General features: G+C 70.8%; 11 protein-coding genes and 1 pseudogene. 10 read left to right on the forward strand and 2 right to left on the reverse strand.

Annotated features, from left to right (window positions below):
* Positions 1-6 precede the first annotated feature (6 nt).
* From LY40_RS07600 to LY40_RS07645, 10 genes and pseudogenes are all read left to right on the forward strand, one after another.
* On the forward strand, positions 7-2,205 hold the full coding sequence (locus tag LY40_RS07600; RefSeq protein WP_183781037.1) for a DUF6049 family protein: 2,199 nt from the start codon (positions 7-9) through the stop codon (positions 2,203-2,205).
* 1,175 nt (positions 2,206-3,380) lie between these two features.
* Positions 3,381-5,246 carry a murein biosynthesis integral membrane protein MurJ gene (gene murJ / locus LY40_RS07605; RefSeq protein WP_183781034.1) on the forward strand — a complete coding sequence of 622 codons (1,866 nt, stop codon included), beginning with the start codon at positions 3,381-3,383 and terminating at the stop codon, positions 5,244-5,246.
* 91 nt (positions 5,247-5,337) lie between these two features.
* Positions 5,338-6,885, forward strand: a complete 1,548-nt coding sequence (locus LY40_RS07610; RefSeq protein WP_183781031.1) for a protein kinase family protein — start codon at positions 5,338-5,340, stop codon at positions 6,883-6,885.
* A gap of 127 nt (positions 6,886-7,012) precedes the next feature.
* On the forward strand, positions 7,013-7,624 hold the full coding sequence (sigM, locus tag LY40_RS07615; protein ID WP_183647489.1) for an RNA polymerase sigma factor SigM: 612 nt from the start codon (positions 7,013-7,015) through the stop codon (positions 7,622-7,624).
* Positions 7,621-8,421, forward strand: a complete 801-nt coding sequence (locus LY40_RS07620; RefSeq protein WP_258936361.1) for an RsmA family anti-sigma factor — start codon at positions 7,621-7,623, stop codon at positions 8,419-8,421. The genes sigM and LY40_RS07620 overlap by 4 nt, the downstream gene beginning before the upstream one ends.
* 345 nt (positions 8,422-8,766) lie before the next feature.
* Positions 8,767-8,982, forward strand: a pseudogene (locus LY40_RS07625) (MFS transporter); the annotation flags it as partial.
* Positions 8,983-9,067: 85 nt separating this feature from the next.
* Positions 9,068-9,883 carry an MFS transporter gene (locus LY40_RS07630; RefSeq protein ID WP_258936362.1) on the forward strand — a complete coding sequence of 272 codons (816 nt, stop codon included), beginning with the start codon at positions 9,068-9,070 and terminating at the stop codon, positions 9,881-9,883.
* A gap of 161 nt (positions 9,884-10,044) precedes the next feature.
* Positions 10,045-11,046 (forward strand): thioredoxin-disulfide reductase, encoded by a 1,002-nt coding sequence (gene trxB, locus LY40_RS07635; RefSeq protein ID WP_258936744.1) that lies wholly within the window; start codon positions 10,045-10,047, stop codon positions 11,044-11,046.
* An 8-nt stretch (positions 11,047-11,054) separates the two neighbouring features.
* Positions 11,055-11,420 (forward strand): thioredoxin, encoded by a 366-nt coding sequence (gene trxA, locus LY40_RS07640; protein WP_323985288.1) that lies wholly within the window; start codon positions 11,055-11,057, stop codon positions 11,418-11,420.
* A 269-nt stretch (positions 11,421-11,689) separates the two neighbouring features.
* A complete protein-coding gene (locus tag LY40_RS07645) occupies positions 11,690-12,883 on the forward strand; it encodes an N-acetylmuramoyl-L-alanine amidase (RefSeq protein ID WP_183781020.1) in 1,194 nt (397 codons plus the stop codon).
* A 78-nt stretch (positions 12,884-12,961) separates the two neighbouring features.
* On the opposite strand, the gene LY40_RS07650 is transcribed toward LY40_RS07645, so the two are convergent.
* Both LY40_RS07650 and LY40_RS07655 read right to left on the reverse strand, forming a co-directional pair.
* Positions 12,962-13,351 (reverse strand): hypothetical protein, encoded by a 390-nt coding sequence (locus LY40_RS07650; protein ID WP_258936363.1) that lies wholly within the window; start codon positions 13,349-13,351, stop codon positions 12,962-12,964.
* Between the two features lie 573 nt (positions 13,352-13,924).
* Entirely contained in the window at positions 13,925-14,719 is a 795-nt protein-coding gene (locus LY40_RS07655) for a GNAT family N-acetyltransferase (protein WP_258936364.1), read from the reverse strand.
* Positions 14,720-14,769: the final 50 nt, after the last annotated feature.

Raw genomic sequence — 14,769 nt, forward strand, 5'->3', positions numbered from 1 at the left:
CGAGCAGTGAAGAGGTTCAGCGCGTTCGCGCTGGCGTTGGCCTTCCTCCTCACGCAGGGGCTGTCCGCTCCCGCCGCGACCGCAGCGGCGACGACGGCGCTCGGCGCCGCCGACCGGGCCGCCCACCTGCAGCCGGCACAGGCCCAGCCGAGCCCTGAGCAACGCCTCAGCGCTCCCGACCTGCTCGAGCTCGACATCGACACGTTCTCCCCGCGCATCCTCACCGCGGGGGAGGCGGACCGGACGCGCGTGCAGGTCACGGGCACGGTCACGAACACCGGCGACCGCGACATCTCCGACGTGGTGGCGCGCCTGCAGGTCGGCCAGACGGTCCCGACGACGTCGGCGTTCCAGCAGGCCGTCAGCGAGCCGCCGCCCGCTGACGCAGGGACGACGGAATGGGTGACGCTGACCGACGCGCTCGCGCCGGGGGAGTCGGCACCGGTGCGGTTCGACGTCCCTGCGGCCGACCTTCCACTGGCGACTCCCGGCATATACCCGCTGCTGGTCAACGTCAACGGCACCCCCGCCTACGGCGGACCCGCACGGCTCGCTTCGATGAACCTGCTGATGCCGGTGATCGACCCGCCGAGCGAGGCCGCGCCCGCACGGACCACGCTGCTGTGGCCGATCACGGCGACCCGGCCGCGAGTGGTGTCCCAGCCGCACGACGACACGATCATGCTCGCCGACGACGGCCTCGCCACCGCGCTCGCACCGGGCGGCCGGCTCGACGCGCTGGTCGAATCCGCGCTGGCCAAGCAGGAGAACTCGGCCCTGTTCGGGTCGATGTGCTTCGCGATCGACCCGGAGCTGCTCGACACCGTCGAGGCGATGACCGACGGCTACCGCGTGCGCACCACCGACGGGCACGTCGAAGGCCAGGGCGCGCAGGACGCACGCAACTGGCTGGACAAGCTGCGCTCACTCGTGGCGTCGCACTGCGTCATCCAGTTGCCGTACGCCGACGCGGACCTGGGCACGCTCGCCGAGGTCGACTCCGAGACCGACCTGACGAGCATGGCCGTCGGCGGTGGACCGTCGATCCTGCAGCGCACGGGGGTGCAGCCGCGGCAGGGTGTGGTGTGGCCCGCGCACGCGCTCGACAAGGACGCGATGTCGGCGGCCACCGCGGCGGGCGCGCGAACGTTCCTCGTCCCGCCGGCGGCATCGACGAGCGCCGACGCCATCGGCCGCGTGTCGACCGCCGGGCAGGCGAGGACACTGACGTACGACCCGCTCGTGTCGGCGGCACTGACCGGCCGCAAGGCACGCGGCAATCGGCTGACCGCGGTGAACGACACCGAGGTCGCCACCCAGAACGGCATCGCGGCGCTGGCGCTGCGTGGCGGACTCGGCGAGCAGACCGGCGGACCGTTGGTGATCGCGCCGCCACGGCGGATCAACGCGACGACCGGTGAGCTGACCGCCTTCCTCGACGCCTACGCCCAGCTGCAGCAAGCGAACATGCTGACCCCGACGCCGCTCGACGAGGTACTGGCCACTCCGCCGCAGGGCGCGGCGCCGGCCAGGGAACCGGGTGACGGCTCCGCCGCAGCCGCGCTCGACGCGGATCTGCTCAACTCGCTGTCGGGCACCGAAGCCACCACCGCCGAGCTGAACCGCGCGATGCGGGTCGACCCGGCGCGGCAGGTTCCGCCGGCCGAGCTGCTGAGGCCCCTGCACAACGCCGTCATCCGCGCGACGTCGTCGGCGTGGAGCGCCCGTCCCGCGACGGCGATGGCGGCGGCCCGCAGCGCCGAGGCCCAGCTCGACGACCTCACCGGACACGTCACCGTCGCGACGCTGGCTCAGCCGGTGCTGCGCGGGTCCGAGTCCGCCCCGTTGCCCGTGAGTGTGAGCAACGACCTGCCGGTGCAGATCCGCGTGCGGCTGCAGCTGGAGAACATCGCGGGGCTGCGACCTGCGCACATCCCGGTGCAGACGCTGTCGGCCAACAGCACCTTCAGCCCGCAGGTGCCGGCCGAGACCCTCCGGTCGGGGCGGTTCAAGATCACCGTGTCGCTCACCACGCCCGGCGGTGCGAACCTCGGCGAGCCCGCCGAGCTCGAACTCAGCTCCACGGAACTCTCGACCGTGACGCTCGTCATCACGATCGTGGCCGGCGTGGCGCTCGTGCTGCTGTCGGGCAGGCGGATCATCCGCAGGATCAGGCACACGGGCGACGGCGAACCCACCTCGTAGCGAGGCCGAACGGCGGCGGCCTCACGTGCGCAGCCGTGACCGGTCACGCACCGCTACGCACGCCCATCCGAAACGGTCCCCACGGGACCTGAGTTTTACGGCCGTGCGCATTACCCTGAACCGAGCTTGACGCCGAGTTGATGGGGCACGCGTTGGACAGACAGCCGGGCCGGCCACCCGAACCCGGGGGCAGGCCGGGAGGACCGGCGAGGCCAGGGGGGCCAGCAGCATCCGAGGGGGATGACGCCATGCAGTGGCCGGGTGACTCCGCGGAGCCGCCTGCGCAGGATCCGCGCGCCGTCGACCCCGACGCGCGCCGCCGAGACCCTCGCGGCCATGACCCCCGCGGCTCCGAGCCTCCCGAACCCCTCAACCGGGATCGCGACCGCCGGGAACACCACCCCGGGCAGCGCCCCGACGGCGACCCGCGCGAGCCCCGCCGTCCGCGTGCGGATCCGGGCTCCCGAGCGACACCGCCGCCGGGTCCGCCCGCCGCGCCACCCGCCGGGCCGCACGAGCCACAACGGAACGGTCGCCGCGCCCCAGAGGCCGGCGACCGGCGTGTGCCGCCACCCCCGGATGCCGAACGGCCTCCCCGTCGCGGCGCGCCACCTCCTCCGCAGGGAGCCGGGCCGCAGCAGCGGCCGCAGGGCCCGCCACCCGGCAGGCCACCCGTCGATCCGCGGGCGGGCCAGGAGCCGCCGCGTCGCGGCCACCCCGGCGGCCCGAACGCACAGGGCCCCGGCGCCCCGCCTCCCGGTCAATCCGGGCCGCCGCAGGGCAGGCAGGCACCGCCGCCGGACCGCACGCGGCGCGCCCGCCCTGCTCCGCCGCCGGCGGATCAGCGTCCACCGCAGGACAGCCCACCGCAGGACCGTCCACCGCAGGACCGGCCGCCCGAGCCACCCCCCGGCAGGCCGCCGCAAGGGTCCCCGGCTCCGCCGCCACCGGCTGCGGACCGGTGGCCGCCGCCTGACGAGCAGCTGCCGCCCGACCCGCGCCGCAAGCCGCCACGCCGTGGCAGGCCTCCCGAGGCCGCGCGGCGCGGTCCGGTGCGCCCGTGGCAGGGCGGTCCGCCTGCGGACCGGCCCGACGGTGCGGGCGTTCCCGGCGAACCCCCACGCCAACCACACGGCGGTTCCCACGACGGCCCACCGCAGGACCGCACCCGCGCCATGCCTGCACCGGAGGGACAGCCGCCGCGCGGACCGCAGGCCCGCCCGACACCGCCACCGCTGCCGCCCGAACCGGACGCGACGGTCTACATCCCGCCGCGCTCGGCGCGCTGGCCGGGGATAGACCCGGACGTGCAGGGGCCGTACGACGAGCTCGCGACACAGATGATGCCGCGGATCCTCGACGGCCCCCGGCACACGGAGATCGGCGAACGGCTTCCCGCGGTCGGCGTCGACGAGCGCGCCGAACCCGAGGCCGAGCCGCAGCCCGCTGCGAAGAAGCAGTCACTGGCCAAGGCCACGGGGCGGATGGCCATCGCGACCATGACCAGCCGCATCACGGGTTTCCTGTGGAAGGTGCTGCTGGCGTGGGTGGCCACCTTGGGCGTGCTGTACGACTCGTTCACGGTCGCCAACACGATGCCGCTGATCATCAACGAGCTGCTACTCGGCGGCGTGCTGACCAGTGTCGTCGTGCCGCTGCTCGTGCGGTCGCAGGACGACCCGGACGGCGGCGAGTCGTACACGCAGCGCCTGATCACGATGGCGATCACGATCCTCGGCATCGGCACGATCGCCTCGACCGCGGCCGCGCCGTGGCTGACGTCGCTGCTGATGGACGACTCGGGTGATGCGAATCCGCAGTTGGCGACGTGGTTCGCGTACCTGCTGCTGCCGGGCCTGTTGTTCTACGGCCTGTTCGCGGTGCTCTCGGCGGTACTCAACGCCAAGCAGATCTTCGGGCCTGCCCAGTGGGCTCCGGTGGTCAACAACCTGGTCATCATCGTCACGATCATCGCGTTCGCGCTGGTCCCGGGCGATCCGACGATCGTGCCGACGACCATGACCGACCCGCAGGTGCTCGTGCTGGGCCTCGGCGTGCTGACGGCCATGACCGCGCAGGCGCTGTTCCTCGTTCCGGCGCTGCGCAGGGCGGGGTTCCGGTTCAAGTGGAACTTCGGCCTCGACGAGCGGCTGAAGGAGTTCGGCGGGCTCGCGGCGTGGATCCTCGGGTACGTCGTCGTCAGCCAGATCGGCATGGTCATCAACACGCGCGTGCTCACGGCGGGCGCGGCCGGTGGCGCGTCGATCTACTCGAACGCGTGGCTGCTGTTCCAGCTGCCCTACGGCGTCATCGGCGTGTCGCTGCTGACCGCGCTGATGCCGAAGATGAGCAGGGCAGCGGCCGACGGCGACCACCGCAGGCTCGTCGGCGACCTCTCGTACGGGTCGCGGCTGACCACCCTGATGCTGCTACCCGTGTCCGCGGTGATGGCCGTTGCGGGCACGTCGATCGGTGTCGCCCTGTTCGCGCTGGGCAAGGGCTCGGTGGAAGACGCCGAACGGCTGGGGCAAGCGCTTGCGGTGTCGGCGTTCGGCCTGTTGCCGTACGCGCTCGTGATGTTGCAGATGCGCGTGTTCTACGCCATGAAGGACTCACGTACGCCGACGCTGATCATGGTCGTGATGACGGTGGTGAAGATCCCGCTGCTGTATCTGGCGCAGGCACTGCTTTCACCGACCCACGTCGTGCTGGGCGTGATGATGGTCAACTCGCTCGTGTTCGTCGTCGGCGCGGTCCTGGGACAGGTCTGGCTGTGGGTGAAACTGGGCAACCTGCGCAGCAAGCGAGTGGTTGGCGTCATCCTGTTCACGGTCGTCGCCAGCGTGCTCGGTGCCGCCGCCGCGGCGGCGGCAGGCATGCTCGTTCCGGACTTCCTCGGGATCATCGGCGGCGCCTGGGTGACGCTGATCCTGCAGGGCATCGTCGGAATGGGTGTCTCGTTCGGGGTACTGATGGCACTCAAGGTGGATGAGCTCGCGCCGGTGACCAGGAGAGTCACCCGGTTGCTGGGCCGTGGTTAACAACGGAAGACACCGCCCTTGCACTGCGTGTTCACGTACCCTCTCTTAGAGACAGCAGGGAGCGAGAGCCGAATTTAGGGGGTCAGGCCGGATGGGCACGAGAGCGCAGCGTGGTGCGCTGGCGCCCGGCGGGGTCGTCGGTGACGGCCGCTACCGCCTGCTCGCGCAGTTCGGCATCGACGAACGCGCGGGCGCCCACCTGTGGCGTGCGCGCGACGGGCAGCTGCGCCGGGACGTCGCGCTGACCATGCTCGTCGGCGACCCTGCCGACCCGGAAGCCGCCCTGCTCGGCAGGCGCACGCTCGAGCGCGCCGCGCACGCCGCGACGTTCGAGCACCCCGGGGTGGCCCGGGTGCTCGACGTGCTGTCACTCGGCAGCGGCATCTCCTCGTCGGAGGGGCTGCTGGGCATCGTCGTGGCCGAATGGACCAAGGGCACCGACCTGATCGACCTTGTCGCCGAACGCCCCGTCGAACCCGGCGCGGCCGCCCGCATGGTGCGTGCCCTCGCCGAATCGGTCGACCAGGCACACCAGTCCGGCCTCGTGCTCGGGATCGACCACCCGCAGCGGCTCCGGCTCACCCCGGACGGCAGGCTGCGGCTGGCGTTCCCAGGCCCGCTGCCCGACGCCACGCTGCGCGACGACGTCAAGGCCCTCGGCTCGGTGCTGTATCTGCTGCTCACCGGGCGGTGGGCGCTGCCGGGCGGCCCGCCCGCGCTGCCGCCCGCACCGAAGTCGCCGACCGGCAGGATCGTGCCGGCCAAGTCGCTGCAGCCGCGGGTGCCGCCGGAGCTGTCGGCACTGTCCGTACGCACCATCGAGGACGGCGACCACGGCGGCATCCGCACCAGCGCGGCGATCCTGCGCGCGCTCGACCACGCCGCCGAGGCAGCCGAACGCGCCAAGCAGGCGCAGGCCGAACCGGCCGAGCCCGACGGCAGCGTGTGGACCACGAAGAAGCCGACCAAGGACAAGGCGCGTCGCCGCAAGCTCGCACTCGGTGTCACCGCACTCGTGTGCGCCGCCGTGGCCGTGCTCGCGTGGCTCGGCATGATGGCCATCAACTTCTTCCAGGACGACGGCGACACCTCGGGCCCGCCCGTCAACCTCGCCGACCCACCTGCCCAGCAGCAGGACGGCGGGCAGAACAACGGAAACGGCCAGAACAACGGAAACGGCAACCAGCAGACACAGACCGGCCGGCCGGTGCAGCCGTCGGAGATCACCGTCTACAACCCCGAGGGTGAAGGCGACAGTCCCTCGGACGCGCCGAAGGCCACCGACGGCGACCCCGCCACCGTGTGGCGCACGGACCTGTACAAGCAGCAGCTGCCCGCGCTGAAGCGTGGCGTCGGCCTGCTGGCGACCTTCGACGAGTCGATCGACCTGTCGAAGGTGCGGGTCATCGCCGACAGCCCCGGCACCGAGGTGGAGATCCGCACCAGCGACTCGCCGAACGCACCCCTCGACGCGACCGAGGTCGTCGGCCAGGGCAAGCTCGACGACATCAACACGACGATCTCGCTCGACCAGCCCGTCGACAGCACGCACGTGATCGTCTGGGTCAAGACCCTGGGAGGCGAGGAACCCGAGCTCAACTCGGAGTTCGGCGAGGTCAAGTTCCTGCCCTCGGCGTGACCGCCCCGCGCAGCGGGCGTCGCCGACCCGCCCGGGCCGACGACGACATTCCCGGCAACGCGATGTCACCCGGACGATCCACGCAGGGCGTGCTCACGCCGTAGCGCTCCTTAGTAATCTCTTCCGGGTGACAGCGCCCACCGCCGAGCCCACCGATGCGGATCTGATCAAGGCGCACGCCGCCGGCGATCCGCACGCGTTCAACGAGCTCGTACGCAGACACCGAGACCGCATGTGGGCCGTCGCCTTGCGCACGGTCCGCGACCCGGAGGAGGCCGCCGACGCGCTGCAGGACGCATTCATCTCGGCTTTCCGCGCGGCGTCGAACTTCCGCGCCGAGTCGCAGGTCACAACGTGGCTGCACCGGATCGTCGTGAATGCGTGCCTCGACCGCATCCGCAGGCGTCAGGCCAAACCGACCGTGCCGTTGCCCGAGGAGGGGCACCAGGAACCGGCAGTGCCGCGTGATTCGATGGCCGAACGCGAGACGTCCCTGGTCATCAAGGAGGCACTCGACCAGCTGCCGGAGGATCAGCGCGCCCCGATCGTGCTCGTCGACGTCGAGGGGTACTCGGTGTCGGAGACGGCCGAGATGTTGGGTATCGCTGACGGCACGGTTAAGAGCAGGTGTGCGCGAGGTCGCTCCAAACTGGCGAAACTTCTCGGTCATCTACGGAACCCGACGGAGGAAGGCGGCGTCCCAACTTACGAAAGCAAACACGGGGAGGGACGACGATGACGGACGAGTTCAGGGGGAATGGCGGGACCGCCGACGGTTCCGCGTTGTCTGTCGACGTGCTCGCCGACCTGCACGCCGGTGCGCTGAGCGAGAGCGAAGCGGCCGAGCTGTGGCCTCGCGTCAACGCCGACCCGGAGGCGCGAGCCGTCATCGAGGCGCTGGAGGCGGCCCAGGCGGACCTGGGTTCCCTGAGCCGCGAACCGGTCGAGCCGATGCCCGCCCACGTGGCTTCGCGGCTCGACGCGGCGCTCGCCGACGAACAACGCACGCGTGAGCAGCAGGCCGCAGGAACGAACGTCGTCAGTCTCGACCGTGCTCGCAGCAGGCGGAAGAAGCAGGGCATGGCTGCCGGTTTCATCGCGGTGGCCGCCGCGGTCGTGGCCGCTGTCGCGATCGCCGTGCCGAATCTCGGCGGAGGCAGCGAGACGCCGGGAGTGGCGCAGCCCGCACCGTCGGAGCAGTCCGGCGACAGCGATGCCGGTGCTCCTTCGGACGGTTCCGGGCCGCTGGCGTTGACGAAGGACAACGGCGACCTGGCCGCTGCGATCGGCAGCGTCCAGGCGGTACGCGACTTCGGTCCGCTCGAGACGAGGAGCCGCTTCGACCAATGTGTCCAGGCGGCGGGAGCCGACACGAGCAAGGAGCCGGCCGGGGTGCGGCCGGTCACCATCGACGGTGAGGAAGCCGTCATGGCGATCTACACGACGGGCGAGTCCGCCCAGTTCCGCGTGGTCGCAGTGAGCGCGGACTGCAGCTCGGCACCGGTGGTCGACCGGGTCATCGGCGCAGGCGGCTGAGCCGCCTCGGCCGGATTCCCGGCCGAGCAACGCCCGGCGGCGCAGATTCAGCGAACGGCCGGCGGCGTCCACTCCAGGACGCCGCCGGCCTGTTCGTGCGCCCGGTCGAGGGCCGCGTCCCGGTCGAATCCGCGGGGACGTCCGCGCGTCGTGGTGGAGGCCATACCGCGAATTTTATATCGATCGATACATAACTGCTAGGCTCAGCATTTGCTATCGATCGATACAAAAAGGGTGGGCGTGGCAGCGAAACGGAGCGGGATGCCGCTCGCGATCTGGGGCATCGGATTCGGGATCTTCGCGCAAGGCACCAGCGAACTCATGCTCGCCGGTCTCCTGCCGGAGATGGCGGCCGACCTGGACGTGACGATCCCCACGGCCGGCTGGCTCATCAGCGCATTCGCACTCGGCATGCTCGTCGGCGCACCGGCCCTGGCGGTACCGACCCTGCGCTGGCCGCGACGTTCCGCACTGCTCGTGTTCCTGGCCGCGTTCGTACTCAGCCACGTCGTGAGCGCCCTGACCGACAGCTACGGGCTGCTGCTGGCGATGCGGTTCGTCGGCGCGTTCGCCTACGCGGGCTTCTGGGCCGTCGGCGGCAGCACCGCGATGGCTCTCGTCGGGCCCGACCGACGCGGGAGGGCGAATGAGCATCGTCGCGGGAGGACTCACGGTCGCGACCGTGGTCGGCCTGCCCGCAGGCACCTGGATCGGGCAACACCTGGGCTGGCGCGGGGCCTTCTGGGCGGTCGCGGTCCTCTCGTCCGTCGGCGCGGCCGCGATCATCGCCGCGGTTCCGCCCCTCCGGCCGGAGAACCCGCCGAGCCTGCGCAACGAGCTGCGCGGCCTCAGGCCGCCCCGGCTGTGGCTCTCCTACGCGATGACGGCGGTCGCCACCACCGCACTGCTGGGCACTTTCTCGTACCTGGCCGCCATGCTGATCGAGACGACCGGCCTCGACTCGACGTGGGTTCCTGCGGTGCTGTTCGGATACGGATTCGGTGCCCTCATCGGTATCGCGATCGGGGGAAAGACCGCCGACCGTCATCCCAGGGCCGTCCTCGGCATCGGGTTCACCGGGCTGCTGATGGCCTCGCTGCTGCTCGCCCTCACCGCGCACCACGTGGGCACGACCGTCGTGCTCGTGGTCGCGCTCGGCGTGCTCGGGTTCGGCACCAACCCGGCGCTGAACTCCCGCTTCATGACCATCGCCCCCCGACGCGCCCACGCTCGCCGTCTCGGGAAACGTCGCCGCGTTCAACGTCGGCATCACCCTCGGTCCCTGGATCGGTGGCCTCGTACTCGCGGCCGGTCACGCCTACCCGGCCGTCCCGGCCGTCGGAGCCGCGGTCGCCGGGCTCGCACTCCTGCTGTGGGCCTGGGACCTCACACTCCAAGCCCGCGCCGGCCGGCCGAAGCGCACCGTCGGTCAGGAGCCGAGCGTGGCGCGCTAGCGGCGTAATACCGGGGGCGCACGGTCGGCAATGGACCTTTCCCGTCCACATCGCGGGAGCGCACGCCGGCGAAAGACCCGTCACATGCGGGCGTGGGCCACGGCGGGAACAGACGCACCTACGATGCTGTTGGACCCGGTGTCAGGCGTTATCGAAGCGGAGGAAACCAGTGGCTGCAGAGGACGTTCGGAACCTGATCATCGTCGGGTCGGGTCCCGCGGGGTACACCGCGGCCGTGTACGCGGCACGCGCACAGCTCGAGCCGCTGGTGTTCGAGGGTTCCCAGTTCGGCGGTGCCCTCATGACGACGACCGAGGTCGAGAACTACCCGGGCTTCCGGTCCGGCATCCAGGGCCCGGACCTGATGGAGGAGATGCGCGAGCAGGCCAAGACCTTCGGGGCGGACCTGCGAGCCGAGGACGTCGAGCAGCTCGAACTGACCGGCGACGTCAAGTACGTCACCGCGAACGGCAAGCGCTACGCCGCTCGCTCCGTCATCCTCGCGACCGGCGCCGCGCCGCGTTACCTGGGCGTTCCGGGTGAGCAGGAACTGCTGGGCCGCGGCGTGTCGTCGTGCGCGACCTGCGACGGCTTCTTCTTCCGCGAGCACGACATCGCCGTGGTCGGCGGCGGCGACTCGGCGATGGAGGAGGCGACGTTCCTGACGAAGTTCGCCAAGACCGTCACGATCGTCCACCGGCGCGAGGAGTTCCGCGCTTCGAAGATCATGCTCGAGCGCGCCCAGCAGAACGACAAGATCCGCTGGCAGCTGAACTCGCAGGTCACCGAGGTACTCGGGGACGGCACGGTGGCCGGCCTGAAGGTCAAGGACACGGTGACGGGCGAGGAGTCCACGCTGGACGTGACGGGTTTCTTCGTCGCGATCGGCCACGACCCGCGCAACGAGCTGTTCCGCGACCAGGTCGAGGTCGACGAATCGGGCTACGTGCTCACCAAGGGCCGCAGCTCGTACACCAACGTCGACGGCGTGTTCGCCGCAGGCGACCTGGTGGACCAGACCTACCAGCAGGCCGTCACCGCCGCGGGCAGCGGCTGCACCGCGGCCATCGACGCCGAGCGCTGGCTCGCCGAGCACGCCCACGTGGCCGAAGCGGCGGAGACCTCCGAGATGGTGGGCGGCGGCTACGCGACCGCCGGCGCCGTCCACTGACCGATCCGATTTCACCAGGTACCAGGCCCAACGACACAGAAAGAGGCACCATGACCGACACCGTCAAGGTCACCGACTCCAGCTTCGCCGACGAGGTGCTCACGAACGACAAGCCCGTGCTCGTCGACTTCTGGGCCACCTGGTGCGGCCCGTGCAAGATGATCGCCCCGGTGCTCGAGGAGATCGCCTCCGAGCACAAGGACAAGATCCAGATCGCCAAGCTGGACATCGACGAGAACCCGAACACCGCTCGCGACTACCAGGTCATGTCGATTCCGACGCTGATCCTGTTCCAGGGCGGCAAGCCGGTGAAGCAGATCACGGGCGCCAAGCCGAAGGCGGCGCTGCTCGACGACCTGTCGGAAGTCCTCTGACGAAGACCGACACGTGAAAGCCCGGGACGTGGTCCTCCCCGTCCCGGGCTTTCGCATTTTCTTCCCGCGATGTGCGTCACGCAGGCGTGGGCCGATCGTCACGTAGGTGATGGGCTTCCGAGACGGGCCTGGCGCGCTCGGCAAGGAAGCGCAAGGCACAATAGTCAGGCGCAGGGCCCCACGTCCTGTATTGGTTTGCACAGCATCAAGCACCGGATCGGGCAGTCATCCGCCCGCTGGTCCGATGCCCAAGGTAGAGCGAGGAGTGCATGCGGGTACTCCGCCGCGGCGACAGCGGACCGGACGTCGCCGACATCAGGTCCCTGCTGGTCAGCCTGGACCTACTCCCGGGTGCGGGCACCAACGGCGCTCACGGAGAAAGTGGCGCCGGTCACACCAATGGCGCACCGGACGGCGCGGACACCGTCTTCGACGATCAGACGGAACACGCCGTCCGCGCGTTCCAGCAGCGCCGGGGCCTGATCACCGACGGTGTGGTGGGCCCCGCGACGTACCGTGCGCTGCGCGGATCCTGCTACCACCTGGGTAGCCGCCCGCTGGCCTTTCTCGTCTCGTCGCCGGTGCACGGGGACGACGTCTTCTCGCTGCAGGAGCGCCTGACCGAGCTGGGCTACAACGCGGGCAGGCCGGACGGGCATTTCGGACCCCAGACCGAGCGCGGCCTGAAGAACTTCCAGCGTGACTACGGGCTCACCATCGACGGCATCTGCGGTCCTTCCACGGTCCGTGCCCTGCGGCAGCTGTCGCCGCGTGCGCGCGGTGGCCGTCCGGTGTTCCTGCGTGAGCAGGAGCAGGTGCGGCAGGCCGGGCCCCGGCTCCGTGGCAAGCGCATCGTCATCGACCCGGGGCACGGCGGCGACGACCCTGGCGTCGAGGTCGGCGGGGTGGCCGAACGGGACATCGCGTGGGACCTGGCGCGCCGCCTCGAAGGGCGCATGAAGGCCACCGGCATGGAGGCGCTGATCTCCCGCGGGCCCACCCGGAGCCCTTCGGAGATCGAGCGGGCGCAGTTCGCGAACGACGCGGGCGCCGACCTGTTCCTGTCGCTGCACAGCGACGGCAACTCCTCGCCGCACGCCCAGGGTGTCGCGAGCTTCCACTTCGGCACCGGTAACGGCACCACCTCGACCGTCGGCGAGCTGCTCGCCGGCTACATCCAGCGGGAGCTGGCCGCCCGCACCGGCCTGCTCGACTGCCGCACGCACCCCAGGACGTGGGACATCTTCACGCGCACGCGCTGCCCAGCGGTGCGCGTCGAGATCGGCTACCTCACCAACGGCCAGGACCGGCTCAGGATGTCGGATCCGGCCTTCCGCGACGTGGTCGCCGAGGGGCTGCTCATCTCCGTGAAGCGGCTGTACCTGCTCGGTGAGGGTGACCAGCCCACGGGCACGTTCACGTTCGCCGACGTCCTCGCTCACGAACTCGCGAAGGCGGAGTAGTCCGGGCGGGTTCACACCGGACAGGGCACTGCTGGGTGAGCCGGGTTCCGATCAGGTGACGTTCCGATGTCGCGGGTCTCAGCGGTTCGGCCGGGGCAGCCGAACCGCCACCCGGGTGGCGGCTTCCATCCTTTGGAGCGTCTCGTCGTCCGGCGAGCCGCCGAGCAGCGCCGCCTCGGAGATGACCAGCCGGTCTCGTCCCCGCCGCGTGGAGGTGTAGGCCTCGCCCGTGAACTCGCCACTGCCGATCCGCGGTCCGACGGCGCCGAGCGCGGTGACGCTACCCGTGCCGTACCTGTCGACGAGGCGCCGCAGATCCGTCACTCCGGCGGCGCGCGGCATCCGAACCCACACGACGGACACGGCGATGCGGTTGCCGTGCTCGTCGGTGACGGGGATCAGCCGCCTGGTCAGTTCCCGGCACGGCCTGGTCGAGAAGAACTGCTGCACCTCGCCGTACGACCACATCGCGCACTCGGCGGCGTGGTCGATCCGGTCCCGTACCCCGTCCCGGCGAGCTCGGCCGGGCTTGCCGCGGCCGGCGGGCTTGCGCGATTTCGCGGGTCGGAGCTTCAGGGAAGAGCAGAGCCTTGGCCGTACGCCCCTTCGCGGCGTGCTTGACCCCCTGCGTCACCGCCGCCCGCATGGCCTGCGACAACGCCCCCTCTGCCGCTGTCCCGAGGCCACCCGCGCCGAAGCCTCCGGTGACACCAGGGCCGGCCAACGCCACAGCTCCCACCGCCGCACCCGCGACGGCCTTGCGGCCCTTCTTGGGCTTGTCCGGACGGTCACTGTCGATGAGGACCCGCCGACCATCCGGCAATGTGACCCAGCGCTTACCCAACGCACCCTCCCCCAGGTTCGAAGTGACCCAGGGTGGTGGATATGAGCACTCAGAGCGACCACCGAACGAGTGACTGTGCACAAGCCACCGCGATCTGTGGATAACCGTGCGAGTTGTGCACAGAACTGTGGATAACTCGGAGGTGGTCCGGAATCGGGATCGCGGTGACTATGTCGCCCGGACGGCCGGGCAGTGGATCAGGCGCGTGAGCTGGACGACGTCGCCGTGGTCATCGTGACCTCGCCGAGCAGCTTCTCCAGCGCCGCCTCGACGTCTTCCTTCCACGAGATCGACGACCGCAGCTCCAGGCGCAACCGTGGCCAGCGGGGGTGCGGCCGCACGGTCTTGAACCCGACGCTCTGCAGGAACGCGGCCGGCACCACACACGAATGGCCGTCGCCGTCCCCAACACCACCGGAAGCCCCACCACCGGAGGTCCCAGCACCGGACGACGCCGTGCCTGAAGACTCCGCGCCTGAAGACGCCGTGCTCGGAGACCCCATGCCCGAGGATTCAGCACCGGAAAACGCGATGCCCGCACCCTGCGCCTCGGCCTCCGGCTCTTCCGGACCGGCGTCGCCGAATGCCTCGATGGCCTTCACCCCACGTCGGGTGAGGTCCTTCGCCACGGCTTGCACCAGCATCCGGCCCAGACCGCTACCGCGGAACTCCGGCAGGATGTGGAACGCCGTCAGCAGCACCGCGTCCGGGCTCGGCGGCGACGTCGGGAACGCGTCCGACCGGGGGACGGCGTTCGGGGGCGCGTACAGCACGAAACCGACGGGCAGCCGCCCGCTGTAGACGATCCGTCCGCACGAACCCCATTCGAGCAGCACCCCGGAGACCCAGGCCTCCTTCTCGACCTCGGTCTCGCCGAATTCCTCGGCCTGCTGCTTCAGGTGCGGAGCGAGTTCCCAGTACACACAGCGCCGGCAGTGCTGCGGCAGCTGCTCAAGGTTGTCCAGCGTGACGCCCACGATGCGACGTGACACCAGACCTCCCGTACTGCAGGGCCGTGCGGCCATGGCAGACCGCATCCACC

The sequence above is a fragment of the Prauserella salsuginis genome, assembly GCF_024648885.1.
Lineage (GTDB): Bacteria > Actinomycetota > Actinomycetes > Mycobacteriales > Pseudonocardiaceae > Prauserella > Prauserella salsuginis.